This is a genomic window from Mobilicoccus caccae, from assembly GCF_030161635.1.
GTDB lineage: Bacteria > Actinomycetota > Actinomycetes > Actinomycetales > Dermatophilaceae > Mobilicoccus > Mobilicoccus caccae.
In genome coordinates this window covers 4,189,496-4,207,011 of record NZ_BSUO01000001.1, presented here as the reverse complement: position 1 = coordinate 4,207,011, position 17,516 = coordinate 4,189,496, and the positions used below count along the sequence as shown (strand labels likewise).

Genomic DNA, 17,516 nt, shown 5'->3' with positions numbered 1-17,516 from the left:
GTTGGCCATCGCCTACGCCCTCGACATCCACCTCGGATTCTCGTTCTCCGCAGGATTGTTCGACCTCGTGCTGTACGGCACCGCCCCAGCGGCGAAGAACATCCCGCTGCTGGTCGCGATGGGTGTCGTGTTCTTCGTCCTCTACTACGTGCTGTTCCGGTTCGTGATCGTCAAGTGGAACCTGCGCATCCCGGGCCGCGACGCCGACCTCGAGGGGGCCACTCCGACGCCGGCCACGACGAGCCCGCCGCGAGTGACCGCGCCGGCAAGGCCGCGCAGCTCATCGCCGCCTTCGGTGGGCGGTCGAACCTCGTCGACGTCGACGCGTGCATCACCCGCCTGCGCGTGCAGGTCGCCGACAAGGGTCAGGTCGACAAGGACCGCCTGCGTGCGCTCGGCGCAGCGGGTGTCATGGAGGTCGGCAACAACGTCCAGGCCGTGTTCGGCCCCCAGGCCGACGCCCTGAAGGGCGACATGAAGCGGGCTCTGGCCGGCGAGGACATCCCGACCAGCTCCGCCCCCGGCACGACCGCCACCGCCACCGCCACGAAGGCGTCCACGTCGGGCGTCACCACCGTCCTCGCCCCGATCAGCGGGCGTGTACTGCCGTTGTCCGAGGTGCCCGACGAGACGTTCGCCAAGGGCATGGTCGGCCACGGCCTGGCCATCGACCCGCCGCGCAGCGTGGTCGAGGCGGTCGCGCCCGTCGACGGCACGGTGGTGCAGCTGTGGCCGCACGCCTACGCCATCCAGACCGACGACGGCGTCGGCGTCCTGGTCCACCTCGGACTCGACACCGTGCAGTTGCGCGGTCAGGGCTTCACGACCCAGGTCGAGCAGGGTGCTCGCGTGCGCACCGGCGATCTCGTCATCAGGTACGACGTCCCGACCGTCGCCGGCACCGGGCGCAACCCGATCGTCCCGGTCGTCGTGCTCGAGGCGAAGGCCGACGGCATCCGCGGCGACGCGCACCGCGAGGTGGAGCGTCTCGACGAGCTGTTCACCTCCCACCGCTGACCCGGCACGAACCGGCTCGAAAGGAGCACCGATGGAGATCGTCATCCTCGAGGACGCGGCGGAGATCGGCCGTGTCGGGGCCGACGCATTCACCGATCTGCTCGGCCGGCGACCGCAGGCCGTGCTCGGACTGGCGACGGGTTCGTCCCCGCTGTCCGTGTACGACGAGCTGGTTCGCCGGCACGAGCAGGGTGGGGTCAGCTTCGCGCAGGCCCGCGCGTTCACCCTCGACGAGTACGTCGGTCTGCCGAAGGACCATCCCGAGCGGTACCGCAACGTCATCGACCGTGACTTCGTGGACCGGGTGGACTTCGCTCCCGACGCGGTACGGGGTCCGGACGGGTCGGCGGAGGACATCCCGGCGGCCTGCGAGGAGTACGAGGCGGCGATCGCCGAGGCCGGCGGTGTGGATCTGCAGATCCTCGGCATCGGCACCGACGGTCACATCGCGTTCAACGAGCCGGGGTCGTCGCTGGCCTCGCGCACGCGGATCAAGACGCTGACCAGGCAGACCCGCATCGACAACGCCCGGTTCTTCGGTGACGACGTCGACGCGGTGCCCACGCACTGCCTGACCCAGGGGTTGGCCACGATCATGGCGGCGCGGCACGTCATGCTCGTGGCCACCGGGTCGGGCAAGGCGGAGGCCGTGCATCACATGGCCGAGGGTGCCGTCAGCGCCATGTGGCCGGCGACGATCCTGCAGCACCATCCGCACGTGACGGTCCTGCTCGATCCGGCGGCGGCCGGACGTCTGCAGCTGGCGAATTACTACCGGCAGACGTGGGAGGCCAAACCCTCCTGGCAGGGAGTCTGATCCGGGTGCGGCGCAAGGAGTTCGGAGCATGCTGATCACCGCCGACGCCGTCGTCACCGGCACCGAGGTGATGCGGCCGGGATGGATCGAGGTCACCGGCGGGCGCGTGGCCGCCGTCGGCGCCGGGGTGCCCGACCGGCCTGTCGACCACGCCCTCGGGGCTGTCACGGTCGTCCCGGGTTTCGTCGACATGCACACCCACGGCGGTGGCGGCGGGGCGTTCTCCGACGCCACCGCCGAGGCGACGCAGGAGGCGGTCGCGTTCCACCGTCGGCACGGGACGACGCGGATCATGGCGTCGCTGGTGTCGGCGCACCCCGGCGATCTGCTGCGTCAGGTGTCGGTGCTCGCCGAGCACGTGCAGGACGGGCGGATCCTCGGGGTGCACCTGGAGGGCCCGTGGATGTCGCCGAATCGCCTCGGCGCACATGACCGTTCGACGCTGCGCAACCCCGAGCCCGACGAGCTGGTGCGGGTGTTCGCGGCGGCGGACGGGGCGATCCGCATGGTCACCCTGGCCCCCGAACTCCCCGGCTCGCTGCGCGCCGTCCGGCAGATCGCCGAGGCCGGGGCGGTCGCCGCGGTCGGCCACACCGACGCCACGTACGACGAGACGCGCGCGGCGATCGACGCCGGCGCGACCGTGGCCACCCACCTGTTCAACGCGATGCGCCCGATCCACCACCGCGAGCCGGGTCCGATCGTGGCGCTGGTGGAGGACCCGGGGGTCACGATCGAGATGATCACCGACGGCACGCACCTGCATCCGGCGATCTACCGCGAGTACGCACGCCGCGTCGGCGCCGAGCGCGTCGCCCTCGTGACGGATGCGATGTCGGCGGCCGGGATGTGCGACGGCCGTTACCTGTTGGGGTCGCTCGCGGTCGAGGTCGTCGAGGGCACCGCCCGCGTCGCCGGCACCGAGACCATCGCCGGGAGCACCGCGACGATGGACCAGCTCTTCCGGTTCGCGGTGACCCACGGCGGACACACCGGCGACGCCGCCCTGCTGCACGCTGCGCGGCAGACGTCGGTCAACCCGGCCAGGACCGTGGGCGCCGAGGACGCCGCGCTCACCCCCGGTGGTCGAGCCGACCTCGTCGTCCTCGACGCAGATCTCCAGGTCGACCGGGTCATGACGACGGGCCGCTGGCTCGACCTTCCCTGACCCCGACCACCCCATCCGCCGAGACCGCCCGTTATAGGCGGCGGTCTCGGCGATGGCGGGCACGACGGAGTACGGGTCGCCAGACGGAGACGCGCGCGGCCTTGCGGCCCTCGACCGCTCGAGCACGTGGGACGCGGTCCGCCCGTGTGCGCACACTTCACTGATCACCGCGACGTTCCGCGTGTTCGAGCTACTCTCGGATCATCGATTTATCTCGATGTCGAGATACCTGGAGGTTCCGATGGTCACGCACGAGTGGGATCCGGTCGCCTACGGGCGGTTCGCGCAGGAGCGACGACGGCCGTTCGACGACCTGATGGCGCGGGTCGGCGCCATCCGTCCGCGCACGGTGGTCGATCTGGGGTGTGGCAGCGGGGAGATGACGATCGAGCTCGCCGGCGGTGGCCGGCCGCGCGGGTGGTGGGCATCGACCCCTCGCCGCAGATGATCGAGACGGCGCGCGCGGCCGATGGCGCCGACCTCGTGGAGTGGCGGCGGCTCTCCGCGGAGAACTGGGACGCGACGCGTGACGGCCCGATCGACCTGGTGGTGACCAACGCTGTGCTGCAGTGGGTTCCGTCGCACCTCGACCTCCTGCCGAGGTGGCTCGAGGCACTCGGCCCGGGTGGGGTGATCGCGCTGCAGGTGCCGGGCAACATGCAGGCGCCTGCGCATGCGCTGATGCGTGAGGTTGCGTCCACGCATCCCCGGGCGGCGGAGTTGGTGCCGGCCCTGAACCGGGCCCGCGCATCGGCGGATCCGACCGACTACGTCCGGGTCCTGGTGGGCGCAGGATTCGAGGCCGATGCGTGGGAAACCACGTATATGCACCTCCTATCGGGGGAGCACGACGAGCATCCGGTGTTGTCGTGGGTCCGCTCGACCGGCCTGCGCCCGGTGCGGCAGATCCTGACCGAGGAGGAGTTCGTCGAGTTCACCAGCGAGTACGAGCGGCGGTTGCGCCAGGCGTATCCGGAGGAGCCGTTCGGGGTCGCCCTGCCGTTCCGGCGGGTCTTCGCGATCGGACGACGGACCGGGTCGGTGTCGGAGTCGGTGTCGGCCGTCGTCGGCATCGACCACGTGCAGGTGGCGTGCGCGGCCGGCGATGAGGACGTTCAGCGCGGGTTCTACGCAGGCGTGCTCGGCATGACGGAGATCCCGAAACCACCGATCCTCGCCGCACGCGGCGGCGCCTGGTTCGCCTCGGGGCAGGCGGTGATCCATGTCGGCGTGGAGGCCGACTTCTCCCCGGCCCGCAAGGCCCACCCGTGCCTGCTCGTCCCCGACATCGACGAGATCGCGCGCCGCGTCCGCGCCGCCGGCCACCCGGTGACGTGGGACGACGCCATCCCCGGCATCCGCCGCTTCCACACCCACGACGGCGTCGGCAACAGGATCGAGCTCCAGGAGCGCTGATCCACGCGCCGCGTGGGCCGGAGGGGTGGTTCAGCCCGATTTCCGCCTCGCGCAAGCGGACTGCCGATCAGGGATAAAGTCAGACCATTCATACTCGCAGGTTCGGTGCCGATGGGTTCCCGTGGACCTTTCCCAACGGATACTCGGCGTCCTCGCTGCCGAGATGGCGAACCAGGCAGTCTCGCCGCTCGTCTTCGCCGACGTCATCGGGACGACGCCGGCGCACGCCCTGGCGATCCTGATGGGAGACGGCGAGTTGACGCGCCCCCAAATGCGGCTCGCCTGCGAATACCTGGAGATCGACCTCGCCGAGGCTCTGCTGCTCCCCGGGTGTCAGGACTGCTGATCACGAGGCTCAGAGCGCAACCTTGTGGCGTCGGACATCGCGATCGACGCTCCACAGCATCCCAGATGCCCGGCCCTCGGGGGTAGGACTCAGGAACGACCACATCGATCTCACTTCTCTACCGCCTTGGCAAGATCACGGATCGCCAGCCTGATCTCGTTCAGCGAGCCGGGTGGGTTCGGATTCGATGTGCGCCAGTCGCCGAGGTCGATGACGAAGTCGATCGGCCCGACGGGTCCATACGGGCCGTCGTACGACAGGCTGCAGCGGTAGCGGAAGTCGGCCCCCTCCCGGAGGACGCGGTGGCCCACTCCAAGGGACCAGATGAGGTCCCGGCCGGGCGCGAGATAGCTGGTTCCTTCCTCCATGGCGTGTTGGGCCTTCTCCGCCCACGTGGCGAGTTGCTCATCGCTGGGCAGGGATCGATCGCACGTGAGCCTGACGTTGCGAGCAGCCGTGGGACCCTCGCACTTGATCCGTAGAGCGATCACGCCCTGCTTGGTGGGGTGCTCGCCGATGTCGGCCCAGACGTACGGCTGGGCGGCATCGATTTGAATCTGTCGCTGCAGCTCGACCTGATCGACCGCAGCTTTCGCGGTTCGCCCTGTCTGCCACGCACTGAGCCCGGTGAAGATTGCCGCAATTCCGGTGAAGAAGGCTGCTGCGCCTGAGATGCCCATAGCCATCCATGGGTCGGGAGTCATATTTTAGTGTCCTTTCAGGTGATGGTGGAGGGCAAGGTGAGAATCCATGCCAGCGTGAAGGGGTGGATGACAGCGACGCACATCGCCGCGAAGACCAGGTTGAAGGTTGCCGCGCCCCACCCGAAGGGAATGGCGCCGGTCAGCTTCTCCCCAGCCACGCACCGGCACGGCCGGTGGACGTCGACGGGTCACCGGCTAGCAAGGCGGCACCCCAGGCCTTGGCCATGAGGAAGCTCAGCTGCACGATCAGGCCAGTGAGGCCGAGGAGTCGGTAGAGGTACAGCAACACCCCCTCTAGACCGCCTCGTGGCCTCGCGTCGTCTGCGGGACGGCGTGCAGGTCGCGCGGCACCAGGTCGCATGACCTGGGAAGCAAAGGCTCTGAGCGAAGTCGTGGAGTTGCGCAGGGGATTCGACCTGCCCCACGCGGAACGACAGCCGGGAGATGTGCCCATTTTATCGGCAGGTCAATCCGTAGGTTCCCACAACGTGTCCATGGTCGAGGGCCCGGGCTTTGCCGTCGGCCGAGCGACGAACCTGGGGGTGCCAACGTGGAGTGACCGTGACTACTGGCCTCTGAATACAACTCTTTACGCTGCAGACTTCAAGGGTAATGACCCTGCCTTTCTATTCCGCCTGTTTCAAGCGTTGGACCTACGCGGATTCGATTCTGGCAGCGTGCAGCCAATGTTGAACCGCAACTATATCGCTCAGGTGCCTGTACGTATCCCTGCGCTGGCTGAACAGCGGGCGATTGCGGAGGTGCTGGGCGCGCTCGACGACAAGATCGCCGCCAACGAACGCCTTGTCGACACGCTGCAACTTCTCACTGATGCATTGGGTCGGGAGTTGATACTGCGGGCCGAGCCAGGGGCTGGGGATACGGTTGGCGACTTGGCCGACATCGTGAATGGCCTGTCCTACCGCAGCGCCGAGCTCGAGGAGGGCGCTGCCGACAATCTGGTCACGTTGAAGTCAGTCACGCGCGAAGGACGATATGCGGAGCGTGGACTGAAGGGATTTCGAGGTGTCTCTAAATCGGAACAGCGCGTCACGGCAGGTGACATCGTCGTGGCCCAGACGGACCTCACTCAGGCTGCGGACGTAGTTGGCCGCGCCGTTCGCCTCCCAAAGGGCGGGCTGGGCACGGGCGACGCCGTGGCTTCCCTCGACCTGGCAGTTGTTCGGCCTATGGACGCGCTTCCCTCCGAGTTGCTCCTCGCCGTTCTGCGTGATGAGCAGTTTCGCCAGCACTGTCTCGCTCATACGTCTGGTACCACCGTTCTGCACCTGCGTCGGGGTGCGATCGCCTCTTATCCCATGCCCCGTATCGACGTGGCCACGAATGGGGACTTCGTCAAGCGGACGAGGTCGTTCAATGCCCGCCAAGACGCAGCCGCAGTTGAATCCCGGGCTCTCGCGGGTCTCCGCGATGCGCTGCTCCCCGAACTCATGTCGGGACGCCTCCGCGTCAAGGACGCCGAGAAGACCGTGGAAGGGGTGGTCTGAGTGGCCAGGTTCGGGTCGGAGGCGCAGTGGGAGGACTTGGCCCTCAACGCCCTCGGGGAGCTGGGCTGGCCGCTCCTGCGTGGCGAGGAGATCGCGCCGGGGAGCGGGGAGCGGGAGTCGTGGAGTGACCCCGTCATCCAGCCGCGGATCGCGGCGGCGTTGGCGCGCCTCAACCCCGACGTGCCGCAGACGTACCTGCAGCAGGCGCAGGCCGAGATCCTCCGTCCCCGCTCGAACGACGCGCTTGCGGAGAACTACCGCCTCCACGAGGTCATGACGAAGGGCTACACGGGCGTCACCTACCTCGACTCGAACGGCATCGAGCGGACGCCGACGATCCGGCTCATCTCCACCGAGCCCGCCGAGAACGACTGGCTCGTCGTCAACCAGGTCACCCTGCGCGACCGGGAGCACCACCGCCGGTTCGATGTCGTCCTCTACTGCAACGGGCTGCCCGTCGCGGTCGTCGAGCTCAAGCGCTCCGGCGATGAGCGGGCCGACTCCTCCGGTGCGCACGCCCAGCTCGCGCTGTACCTGCGCGAGTTCCCGATGGCGTTCCGCACGGTGCTCCTCACCGTCGCCAGCGACGGCGCCACCGCCCGCTACGGCACCCCGTTCACCGGGTTCGACCACTTCAGCCCGTGGAACGTCGACGACGAGGGCGCGGTCATCCGCGCCGGTGACCCGCACGAGGACGACACCTACGCGAGCCCGCTGGAGATCCTGCTGTTCGGGCTGTTCAACCAGGAACGGTTCATCCAGCTCCTGCGCGGCTACACGGCGTTCAGCGAACGGGACGGCGTGCTCGCCAAGCGCATCGCCAAGCCGCACCAGTACTTCGCGGTGACCAAGGCCGTCGGCTCCACCGTCGAGGCCGTCCGCAGCGACGGGCGCGCCGGCGTCGTCTGGCACACGCAGGGCTCCGGCAAGTCGATGGAGATGGAGCTGTACGCCGCCGCCGTGCACCGCACGCCCGCCCTGGCCAACCCGACGATCGTCGTCATCACCGACCGGCGCGAACTCGACGGCCAGCTCTACCACTCGTTCGCCGACAGCAAGCTCCTCCCCGAGACACCGGTGCAGATCGCGACCCGCGCTCAGTTGCGGGCCGAGCTCGACGGGCGCGCCTCCGGCGGCATCTACTTCACGACCCTGCAGAAGTTCGGGCTCAGCAAGGCCGAGCGCGACGCGGGCGCCAGCCACCCCGTGCTCACGGATCGACGCAACGTGCTCGTCGTCGTCGACGAGGCCCACCGCAGCCACTACGACGACCTCGACGGGTACGCCGCCCACCTGCGCCACGCCCTGCCCGGCGCCTCGTTCATCGCGTTCACCGGCACCCCGGTCAGCTTCGCCGAGCGCGACACCCGCCACGTGTTCGGCGACTACGTCGACGTCTACGACCTCACCCGGGCCGTCGAGGACGGCGCGACCGTGTCCGTCTTCTTCGAGCCGCGACTCATCCCGCTCGCCCGCCTGGCCGACGTCACCGAGGACGTCATCGACGCCGCCGCCGACGAGGCGACCGAGGGACTCGACACGATCGAGCGGGAGAAGATCGAGCGGTCCGTCGCCGTCATCAACGAGCTGTACGGCCACCCCGACCGCATCCGCCGGCTCGCCGCCGACCTGCTCGCCCACTGGGAGCAGCGCAAGGCGGCGATGCTGCCGCAGATCGAGGTCGGCGGCAAGGCGATGGTCGTCTGCGCCACCCGCGAGATCGCCGCCCGCCTGTATGAGGAGATCGTCACCCAGCGCCGCGAGGCCGGCGACGACACGTGGCACTCCGACGCGATCGAGCGCGGCAAGGTCAAGGTCGTCTACTCCGGCACGACGACCGACCCCGACCCGATCAGCCGCCACGTGCGCCGCGGGCACGAACAGCAGGCCATCCAGAAGCGCATCAAGACCGCCGACGACGAACTCGAGATCGTCATCGTCAAGGACATGCTGCTCACCGGCTTCGACGCCCCGAGCCTGCACACTCTCTACGTCGACCGGCCGCTCAAGGGCGCGCTGCTCATGCAGACCCTGGCCCGCGTCAACAGGACCTACCGCGGCAAGGACAACGGTCTGCTCGTCGGGTACGCGCCGCTCGTGGAGAACCTCGAGGCCGCGCTCGCCGAGTACAGCGACACCGACCGCCGCGCCAAGCCCCAGGGCCGGCAGACCGACGAGACGGTGCAGCTCGCCCTCGACCTGCTCACCGAGCTCGACGCGACGCTGCCGCTGGACTGGCACGCCCGGCTCCGCGGGGACGCCTCGCCGTCGGCGTACCTCAACACCGTGCTCGCCGCCGCGAACGCGCTGCTCTCACCCGCCGCCCGCCAGGGAGTCGAGGACGCCGAGGGCGAGGAGGGGAGTCGGCGTACGCCCGGTATCGACGCCTGGCCCGTCAGGTGTCGCGGGCGTGGGCGATCGCCGGCGGCTCGGACGTGCTGGAGCTGCGGCGACCGGACTTCCGGTTCCACCAGGAGGTGCGCGTCTACATCGCCAAGCTCGAGGCCGAGGAGCGGCGCGCGTCCGGGAAGCCCGTGCCGGAGGACATCGCGCGCCTGCTGCGCTCGCTCATCGTCGATGTGACGAGTCCCGGCGAGGTCGTCGACATCTACGCGAAGATCGGCATCGAACGGCCCGACCTCGGCCGGTTGACGCCCGGCGCGATCGAGTCGCTGCGCACGACTCCTGCGCCCAACGTGGCGATCGAGGCTCTGCGTGCGGCACTCACCGAGGACGTCAACGCCGTGACCGGCGGCAACCTCAGCCGTGAGCGGCAGTTCTCGGAGCGCCTGGCCGAGCTGATGAACCGGTACGTCAACTCGCAGCTCACCGCGGCCGAGGTGATCGAGGAGCTGATCCGGTTCGCCCGCGACGTCGCCGCCGACGCCGACCGCGGGGAGAAGTTCGACCCGCCCCTGGCGCGCGACGAGCTGGCGCTGTACGACGCGGTCAGCCAGAACGAGGCCGCGGTTCTCCTGCAGGGCGAGGACACCCTCGCCCAGATCGCCCGCGAGCTCATCGGCATCATGCGCCGCGACGTGCGCACCGACTGGACCGTGCGCGAGGACGTCCGTGCCAAGCTGCGGGTGTCCATCAAGCGCCTGCTCGTCAAGTACAAGTACCCGCCCGACCAGCAGCCCGAGGCCATCCGGCTCGTCATCGAGCAGATGGAAGCGCTCGCACCGAAATACGTGGAGGGAGACGAACGATGAAGGTCGGGGTCTATGTCGACGGCTTCAACCTCTACTACGGCGGGCGCAAACAGCTCGGCAAGGTCCCTGGGTGGCGCTGGCTCGACATCCGCGGATTGGTGGCGGATCTCGTCGGTGCTCGTCAGGAGTGGCCTGACGCGTCGATCCAGCGAGTCGTCGGGCCTTGCCCCCGATCTTTGGACACGGGGTGTGTTGGATTACGCGGCTTCCGGGATGGTAGTCGCGAGGTTGTTCTCGTAGGTGTTCGGGGACACCTGGCCGAGGGAGGAGTGGCGCCGGCGGGTGTTGTAGCGGACCGCCCATCGGAAGACCTCGCGGCGGCATGATGCTTCGTCGGAGTAGGTCGCGGCGCCGGCCAGGGTCTCTCGTTTGAGGGTGGCGTTGAACGACTCCGCGAGGGCGTTGTCGGCGCTCGTGCCGACGGCACCGAGGGACCGGATCACGCCGAGCTGCCCGCAGAGCTTGGCGTAGTCCTTGGAGGTGTAGACCGAGCCGTGGTCGGCGTGGAAGATCGCCCCGCGCAGGCTGCCTCGGTCGGCTAGGGCGGCCTTGAGCGCATCCTCGACGAGGCTGGTGCGCATGTGGTTCGCGACCGCCCAGCCGGCGAGCTTTCGGGAGCAGCAGTCGATCACGGTCGCCAGGTAAAGGTTCGACCCGTCGGCAAGCGGCAGGTAAGTGATGTCTCCGACGTACTTGGTGTTCACGCTCGCGGCGGTGAAGTGCCGCTTCAGCAGGTCGGGCACCTTCTGGTCTGAGGGTTCGGGGATCGTGGTGCGGACCTTCCGCCGGAGCCGGATCCCGGCCAGGCCGTTCTCAGCCATCACGCGTGCGACGCGCTTGTGGTTGACCCGATCCTCGACATCGACGCCGTCGTTGAGCTCTGCGGTCACCCGCGGCGCACCGTAGGCCTTGTCACCGCCCTGGGCAGGGTCCTGGACCGCACGGATCCGGTCCGCGAGCTCATCGTCTGCGGCAGCGCGTTCGGCTCGCGCCGGCGCAGCGTTCTCCCAGGCGTAGAACGAGGACCTGTTGATCTCGATGACCTCACACAGCCGCTTCACCTTGAAGGTGTCTCGGTGGTCGGCAACGAACTGGAAGCGGCTCACCAGTTCGTCTCCCCAGCGAAATACTTTGCCGCCTGACGAAGTATCGACTTCTCGGTCTCGATCTTGGTCTTGTCCGCCTCGAGCTCGGCGACCCGGGCTTCGAGCCGGGCAACCTTCTCGGCCTGTGTCTCCGGCCTTCCGGTCGGCGGCTTGCTGCTGGTGATCGCGGTGGTCGTCGAACCCGTGCCGAACGTCTTGACCCAGTCCGACAAGGTGCCTCGGGAGATCCCAAGGTCGTCGGCGATGCCTCTCAACGTGGCACCGGGTGTGGACTCGTACAGATCAACGGCCTGCCGACGGAACTCGTCGGTGTAGTTCTTCCTGGCCATAGACGGGATCATCTCGCTTCCCCAGCACGATGCTGGATTCAGCGTGTCCAAGATCAGGGGTCAAGCCCCCGTGTTCGCCGCGCTCCTGCTGCCCGCTGGGACTGCCTGCGACCGCTACGGGGCACGGCGGGTCTATCTCGCCGGATTGATGGTCTTCGCGCTCGCGTCGGTCGCTTGCGCGCTCGCACCGAACGCCGGCGTGCTGGTCGCTTTTCGTGCCGTGCAGGGTGTCGGAGCCGCCGCGATCGTACCGGCGACACTCGCGCTCCTGGCCGGCCTTTTCCCCGAGCGCGAAGCACGGGCACGAGCGGTCGGCCTCTGGGGTGGCGCGGGCGGTGTTGCTGCCGCGGTCGGCCCGCTGCTCGGCGGCGTGCTGCTCACCGGGATCGGGTGGCGGGCCGTGTTCTGGGTCAACCTCCCCGTCATCCTTCTCATTGGCATCGGCGCGCTCCGCGTGCTCCCCGCCCGCACTGGTCGGCAGAGCCGGATGGACGCTGGTGGGCAGGCGATGGCGATCCTGACCCTCGCTGCGTTGACCTACGCCGTCATCGACACCGGTGAACACGGGCTGACCGCGCGATCGGGTATCGCGTTCACCGTCTCCGTCATCGCAGGGGTCGGGTTCGTCGGGCACGAGCGCCGCGCCGCGCCACCGATGCTCCCGCTGCCGGTGTTCACCGCGCCGGGCTTCTCCCTGGCGACCGTGGTCGGGTTCGTGCTGAACTTCAGCTTCTTCGGCCAGCTCTTCGCGCTCGCCCTCTACGTCCAAGACACCCGCGCGCTTGCCCCGTTCGCAGCCGGACTGGTGCTCGCACCCCAAGCGCTCGGCGCGATCATCGGCGCACCCCTTGGCGGCAGGATCACCGCCCGCCACACCCCGCAGGCAGCGATGCTCACCGGGCTGGCGGTCGGCACCGCCGGATTCGCGAGCCTCATGATCTTCGACATGAACACGCCCTACCCGGTCGTCGCGATCCTGACGTTCCTCGCCGGACTCGGGATGGCCATCGCCATGCCCGCCGCAACCACGGCAGCCGTCTCCGCTGCACCCGAGCAGTTCAGCGGGATCGCGGGGAGCATCATCAATGCCGCCAGACAAACCGGCAGCGTCGTCGGTGTCGCTCTCCTCGGAGCTCTCGCCACAGGGCTCGGCGGAATCGCGGGCTTCCGCGCCGCCGCCCTCGGAGCCACGGTCGCGTTCGCTGCAGGATTGCTCGCAGTAGCCGTCCACGTCATGTCAGCGGGAAGACCCGGCACTGACGACACGTTCACACCGTGACGAGAGCACGCCGCCGGGACGCAATAATAGTTCGGTCTTGTAGGCCTGATCTGAGGCTCAGATCTACTGATTCAGGTCTCGCCCTGCGCCCGGTTGCGGGAGGTGACGTCCAGGAAGTCCCGTACGTGACGCGGCGGAGTCGTCCCGGGCCAGATGGCGGTGAGCGGGCGGGTGATCTTTAGGTTGTTGATCCGCACTCGCACGAGTCGGCCGGCGCGGGTGTCCTCGGACACAGCCAGGGAGCTCAGAGCGCCGGGGGCGACGCCGGCCATGATTGCGCTGCGAACGCCGAGCGTGGTCGTCAGCACAGCCGCGGGCTCGGCTGCGAGGGGAAAGCCCGCATCGGCGAGGGCGTCCTCGAGCGCCTGTCGGGTGCCACTTCCGGTCTCGCGGAGCACCAAGCCGGTGCCCGCTAGTTCACGAACGGACACTCGGCCCGTCTTCGCCCATCGGTGACCGTGCTGCACAAGGACTTCGATGGTGTCGTGAGCGACGGTGACCGACCTAAGGCCGGCGGGAACGGTGGGGGTCTCGATGAACCCGAGGTCTGCTGTTCCCTCCCGTATGGCCTTGACGACTGTGCTGCTGTTGGCGGCTGTGAGCTGAACGACCGGGCCCTCATCGCCGAGAGAGATGCGCCACCGGGCGATCCATTCCGGCAGGAGGTGTTCTGCGATCGTGAGGCTCGCGGCGATGCGCATCATCTTCCCGCGATCCGTGCGGAGCGAATCGACAGCATCCGAGAACTCGTCGGCCGCCGTCAGCAGCGTTGTTCCCCAGCCGACAATCAGCTCGCCCGCCGGGGTCAATCGGGAACCCCGTGCGGAACGCACCAGCAGTCGCACGCGCAGATCTGTTTCCAGTTTCCGGATGCGCAGAGATACCGCCTGCTGACTCACGCCCAACTGTGCGCTTGCCGCCGACATGCTGCTTTCCTTCGCGACGAGCGCCAAGGCTCGCAGTGCCTCCAGGTCCGGCTCGGTGTGCATCCCTTACCTCCGTGCCACAAGCCTAACTTGTCGCCCGGACCACATCTGCCTCTACTCACACGAGCGGTACGAGGAAATGATGGACGCATGACTCATGACCAGTACGTGGCGACCGCCCAACCGGAACACACTCTGCTTACCCGGGTCGGCGCGCTCCTGCCCGGTCTTGTCCTCTGCCTCGTCGCGGCCGGAGCATCCTACGGGGTCAGCCTGCTGCTGCCGGGAGTCAGCCCGCTCATTATCGCGATCGCGCTCGGCGTACTCCTGGCCAACGTCGTCCGGCTGCCAGCGGCAACCTCGGACGGTATCGACTTCTCCGCGAAGAAGCTCCTGCGCGCTGGCATCGTCTTCCTCGGACTCCAGCTAGTGCTGACCGACATCCTCGACCTCGGAGCCCCGATGCTGGTCGTCGTCGTGTGCATTGTCGCCGGCGGACTGCTCGGCACCGTTGTCCTGGGGAGGCTGCTACGAGTTCCATCCGGGCTCTCACTGCTCATCGCCTGCGGTTTCTCCATCTGCGGCGCGGCAGCTGTGGCGGCCGCGGCAGGGGTCACCGACCCCAACGACGAGGCCGAGGAAGACACCATCACTGCGGTCGCCCTCGTGGTGATCTTCGGAACGCTGATGATTCCCCTCGTCCCACTGATCACGAACCTCCTTGGCCTGGCCTCCGAGACAGCCGGGATGTGGGCCGGGGGTTCCATCCATGAGATCGCGCAGGTCGTAGCGGCCGGCGGCATCATCGGCGGCGAAGCGCTCACGGCCGCGGTCATCGTCAAACTCGCCCGAGTGCTGCTGCTCGCCCCGGTCGTAGCCACCCTCAGCATCCGGCAGCGCCGTCTCAGCCGCACGGCAGGCGAACCCGGTCAACAAAGGTCGAGTTCGAAACTGCCGCCCATCATCCCGCTGTTCATCATCGGGTTCATCGCCATGGTGCTTCTGCGTTCCTTCGCCCCTCTGCCGGGCGTCGTGCTCACGACCGGCGGGCTGCTGCAGACCGGGCTGCTGGCTGCTGCGATGTTCGGACTCGGTTGCGGCGTCAAGATTCGCAACCTCGTCAAGGTCGGCTTCAAGCCCTTCGCCCTGGCCGCGCTCTCCACCATCCTCGTCGCCACCATTGCCTACGTCGGAGTCACCCTCGCCGGCTGAAGTTCGTCCGTGGTGAGGACGTCGTTGCCGCGGTCAGGATCGCCGGCGCTCGCACATACCTGGCCACCTCGTCTAGCGTGTCCTGCCGCTTCGTCGGGCCTCAGCACTTCGCGCGCTATTGCGCTTGAGTGACGCGGCGACGGCGATGGTCACGAGCGCCACGGCCGTGGCGACGGTGTTCGGAATCACCAGCGGCCAATCGTGTCGGGACAGTCCGTACAGGACCCAGAGCAGGAAGCCGGGGATGAGCAGGGCGAAGTACCCGAGCGATACATCGTCGGCCGATCGGGTCCGCAGCATCCGGTGAATCTGTAAGGCGGGGGCGATGGCCATCACGACTCCCCATGCCGCCGCCGCAAAGCCAACAACGTCGCTGAGCACAATGTGGGCCCCCTACTGGTGACCCGGGCTCTGGTCCTCGTCCGAACAGCACGGGGGCGACACGAGGATGCGCTCAGTGTACCAAGCGGACGCGCGGCGTCGATTATATGGGTGTTTCGAGACTGCCTCGACGAGAGTTATAGGACAACTCCGACTACACCTCCCATGAATACGAACGTGACGACGGCGATGGTGATAAGAACGAAGCGTTTGTCGGTCAGCCGTGCGAAGTGGATAGCCATCATCGCCAGCCTGATCACTGGCAGGAGGATCAAGAGACCGCATCCACCGGCGAGGAGGACCGTCGCGGCACCGACCATCTGGGTGGAGAGAAGCACGGCACCGCCGGTGAGCAGGAAGGCGGCTACGACCGTCCCGACACGCATCAATGTAGCGATGCGCCTGGCCAGTGGTTGGTCATCGTTCATGGTTGTCGGCAAGTTTTGCGTCATGAGGAGACTCCCCAGTTCAGGCCGAATGCGTTGGCGATCATGGGCACCGCCAACGCCAGGAGCACGATGATGAACACGAGACGCAGTGAGGGGCCAGCGGCTCTCACGAGGATCTTCGCCCCCAGGATTGATCCAGCAAGGGAGCCGAGAACGATGGGAGCAGACAGTGTGAGGTCCAGGGTGCCCGAGAAGAGATATGCGGCGGCAGCCCCGCATGCAGTCACCCCGATCATCAGATTCGCGGTAGCGGAGGAAACCTTGATTGGTAACTTCAAGGCTGCATCCATCGCAGGGATCTTCAGCACCCCGCTACCGATCCCCAGCAACGCCGAGAGCGCTCCAGCACCAAACATGAACGTCGCCCCCAACGGTAGTCGAGATACCTGATAGCCCACGGTGCTGCCATCGTGGTCAGTGAATGCCCCACCCAGGCTTTGGTATCGAGAACCGTGAAGTGCAGGTTGTGGGACGCGCCCACGGCGACCTACGATCATCTGAATCGCGGAGACAAATAGAACCGCGGCGAAGATCCCGTAAAGGATCGAGTCCGGAACCCCTCCAATCATGAGCACTCCGATCAGGGCGCCAAAGGTGGTGGCCACTTCCAAAACGACTGCTAGACGCAGGTTCGTCAACCCCGCAGACAGGAAGCGCGGCGCGCTGGCGCACGAGCAGGCGATGACCGAGACCAGGCTCACCGCGACCGCGGTAGGGAAAGGAACATGAGCCACCAAGGTCAGCAGCGGGACAACGAAGATGCCCCCGGCCATCCCGAGCGCGCTACCAAGTGCTCCCGCTGCGAGGGCACCGAAGAACAGCACCGTGAAGAGCACGACCGTCATTGGTCTCCTCCCGAGCCAGCTCCAGGCCGGGGCAGGCGGGTGGTGAAGGTGATCGCGTCGCCGCGGTAATGCAGGACTTCGTAGTCCACCGGCTTCTGCCCGGTCGTGAATGACGTCCGCTCGATCCGGAAGATGGCACTTCCCTCCGCAATTTCTAACGCGTCCGCGACCGCAGCTTCAGCCGTGCTGGCTTGGAGTGCATACGCCGCTTCGATCAAGGGCGTATTGTGGCGCGATTCCAGCAGGGTGAAGATCGGTTCGTTCTCCAGATCATCCTGAGCAACCAGTCGCCCCAGCTCTGTTGGCAAATAGGTCTCATCGAATGACACTGGGTGGCCGGCGGCAAGACGTACGCGTTCGATGTGAGTGACCTTTGCCCCGAGTGGCACCTCCAGTGCTGCACGTACCTCAGCAGGTGCGGTGACCTCCTCGATCAACAGCACTCGTGCGTGAGAGCGCAATCCGAGTGCATTCATGTCCTCAACGAACCCGGTCAGCGCGGTGAGCGGCTGGCTGAAACTCGGCGTGGCAACGAAGCTTCCTCGGCCACGTTTCGTGACCACAAGGTGACGTGTAACAAGGTTCTGAATCGCTCGCCGCACTGTGATCCGGCTAACCCCGAACTCCTCGATCAGGTCGTCTTCGGTCGGCAGTCGGTCGCCAGGATGCAGGTCCACCCCGAAGCGTGCGACAAGCGCTTCCTCCACCTGCGCATACAACGGGGCATCTGAAGCCATACCTGATAGCATACATCATGTTGTTATAACATCCCGCTGTTGTTATTGTGCGCATCCTTCGCTG

17 protein-coding genes and 1 pseudogene are annotated in these 17,516 nt (G+C 67.5%); 10 read left to right on the top strand and 8 right to left on the bottom strand.

Features of this window, described 5'->3' with window-relative positions; translation table 11 throughout:
• Positions 1-174 precede the first annotated feature (174 nt).
• From QQK49_RS20705 to QQK49_RS20685, 6 genes are all read left to right on the top strand, one after another.
• A complete protein-coding gene (locus QQK49_RS20705; RefSeq protein WP_284305642.1) occupies positions 175-1,017 on the top strand; it encodes a PTS sugar transporter subunit IIAB in 843 nt (280 codons plus the stop codon).
• A gap of 31 nt (positions 1,018-1,048) precedes the next feature.
• On the top strand, positions 1,049-1,834 hold the full coding sequence (gene nagB / locus QQK49_RS20700) for a glucosamine-6-phosphate deaminase (protein WP_284305641.1): 786 nt from the start codon (positions 1,049-1,051) through the stop codon (positions 1,832-1,834).
• A gap of 28 nt (positions 1,835-1,862) precedes the next feature.
• Entirely contained in the window at positions 1,863-3,002 is a 1,140-nt protein-coding gene (gene nagA, locus QQK49_RS20695) for an N-acetylglucosamine-6-phosphate deacetylase (protein WP_284305640.1), read from the top strand.
• A gap of 241 nt (positions 3,003-3,243) precedes the next feature.
• A complete protein-coding gene (locus QQK49_RS23035; protein ID WP_348536241.1) occupies positions 3,244-3,450 on the top strand; it encodes a hypothetical protein in 207 nt (68 codons plus the stop codon).
• Positions 3,423-4,418, top strand: coding sequence for a methyltransferase domain-containing protein (locus QQK49_RS23030; protein ID WP_348536240.1), 996 nt, complete (start codon positions 3,423-3,425; stop codon positions 4,416-4,418). Before QQK49_RS23035 ends, QQK49_RS23030 begins: the two co-directional genes overlap by 28 nt.
• Positions 4,419-4,581: 163 nt before the next feature.
• Positions 4,582-4,764 carry a hypothetical protein gene (locus QQK49_RS20685; RefSeq protein ID WP_284305639.1) on the top strand — a complete coding sequence of 61 codons (183 nt, stop codon included), beginning with the start codon at positions 4,582-4,584 and terminating at the stop codon, positions 4,762-4,764.
• Positions 4,765-4,874: 110 nt separating this feature from the next.
• On the opposite strand, the gene QQK49_RS20680 is transcribed toward QQK49_RS20685, so the two are convergent.
• Positions 4,875-5,450, bottom strand: a complete 576-nt coding sequence (locus QQK49_RS20680) for a DUF8453 domain-containing protein (protein WP_284305638.1) — start codon at positions 5,448-5,450, stop codon at positions 4,875-4,877.
• A 32-nt stretch (positions 5,451-5,482) separates the two neighbouring features.
• Positions 5,483-5,626: a hypothetical protein gene (locus QQK49_RS20675; RefSeq protein WP_284305637.1), complete on the bottom strand. Its 144-nt coding sequence runs from the start codon at positions 5,624-5,626 to the stop codon at positions 5,483-5,485.
• 201 nt (positions 5,627-5,827) lie between these two features.
• On the opposite strand from QQK49_RS20675, the gene QQK49_RS20670 reads away from it, so the two are divergent.
• Together QQK49_RS20670 and QQK49_RS23475 are read left to right on the top strand one after the other, a co-directional pair.
• Complete coding sequence (locus QQK49_RS20670) at positions 5,828-6,976, top strand: restriction endonuclease subunit S (protein ID WP_284305636.1); 1,149 nt, start codon at positions 5,828-5,830, stop codon at positions 6,974-6,976.
• Positions 6,977-10,188 (top strand): annotated as a pseudogene (locus QQK49_RS23475) (type I restriction endonuclease subunit R).
• A gap of 197 nt (positions 10,189-10,385) precedes the next feature.
• Here QQK49_RS23475 and QQK49_RS20655 read toward each other — a convergent pair.
• Positions 10,386-11,623, bottom strand: a protein-coding gene (locus QQK49_RS20655; RefSeq protein ID WP_284305634.1) for an IS3 family transposase whose coding sequence is annotated in 2 segments (ribosomal slippage) — positions 10,386-11,308 and positions 11,308-11,623 — 1,239 coding nt in all. Because the reading frame shifts where the segments join, the coding sequence is not laid out codon by codon here.
• A 43-nt stretch (positions 11,624-11,666) separates the two neighbouring features.
• Here QQK49_RS20655 and QQK49_RS20650 point away from each other — a divergent pair.
• Positions 11,667-12,902, top strand: coding sequence for an MFS transporter (locus tag QQK49_RS20650; RefSeq protein ID WP_284305633.1), 1,236 nt, complete (start codon positions 11,667-11,669; stop codon positions 12,900-12,902).
• Between the two features lie 71 nt (positions 12,903-12,973).
• Here QQK49_RS20650 and QQK49_RS20645 read toward each other — a convergent pair whose 3' ends face one another.
• Positions 12,974-13,891, bottom strand: coding sequence for a LysR family transcriptional regulator (locus QQK49_RS20645; RefSeq protein WP_284305632.1), 918 nt, complete (start codon positions 13,889-13,891; stop codon positions 12,974-12,976).
• An 87-nt stretch (positions 13,892-13,978) separates the two neighbouring features.
• Here QQK49_RS20645 and QQK49_RS20640 point away from each other — a divergent pair, with 87 nt between their 5' ends.
• Positions 13,979-15,040 (top strand): YeiH family protein, encoded by a 1,062-nt coding sequence (locus tag QQK49_RS20640; protein WP_284305631.1) that lies wholly within the window; start codon positions 13,979-13,981, stop codon positions 15,038-15,040.
• Positions 15,041-15,112: 72 nt separating this feature from the next.
• On the opposite strand, the gene QQK49_RS20635 is transcribed toward QQK49_RS20640, so the two are convergent.
• The 4 genes from QQK49_RS20635 to QQK49_RS20620 form a co-directional block, all read right to left on the bottom strand.
• The gene (locus tag QQK49_RS20635; RefSeq protein ID WP_284305630.1) at positions 15,113-15,421 is read right to left on the bottom strand and encodes a SemiSWEET family sugar transporter; all 309 of its coding nucleotides are present in this window, start codon (positions 15,419-15,421) and stop codon (positions 15,113-15,115) included.
• A 137-nt stretch (positions 15,422-15,558) separates the two neighbouring features.
• Complete coding sequence (locus tag QQK49_RS20630; RefSeq protein WP_284305629.1) at positions 15,559-15,873, bottom strand: hypothetical protein; 315 nt, start codon at positions 15,871-15,873, stop codon at positions 15,559-15,561.
• Positions 15,870-16,715, bottom strand: coding sequence for a sulfite exporter TauE/SafE family protein (locus QQK49_RS20625; RefSeq protein WP_284305628.1), 846 nt, complete (start codon positions 16,713-16,715; stop codon positions 15,870-15,872). The genes QQK49_RS20630 and QQK49_RS20625 overlap by 4 nt, the downstream gene beginning before the upstream one ends.
• Positions 16,712-17,452 carry a GntR family transcriptional regulator gene (locus QQK49_RS20620; protein WP_284305627.1) on the bottom strand — a complete coding sequence of 247 codons (741 nt, stop codon included), beginning with the start codon at positions 17,450-17,452 and terminating at the stop codon, positions 16,712-16,714. The genes QQK49_RS20625 and QQK49_RS20620 overlap by 4 nt, the downstream gene beginning before the upstream one ends.
• Positions 17,453-17,516 lie beyond the last annotated feature (64 nt).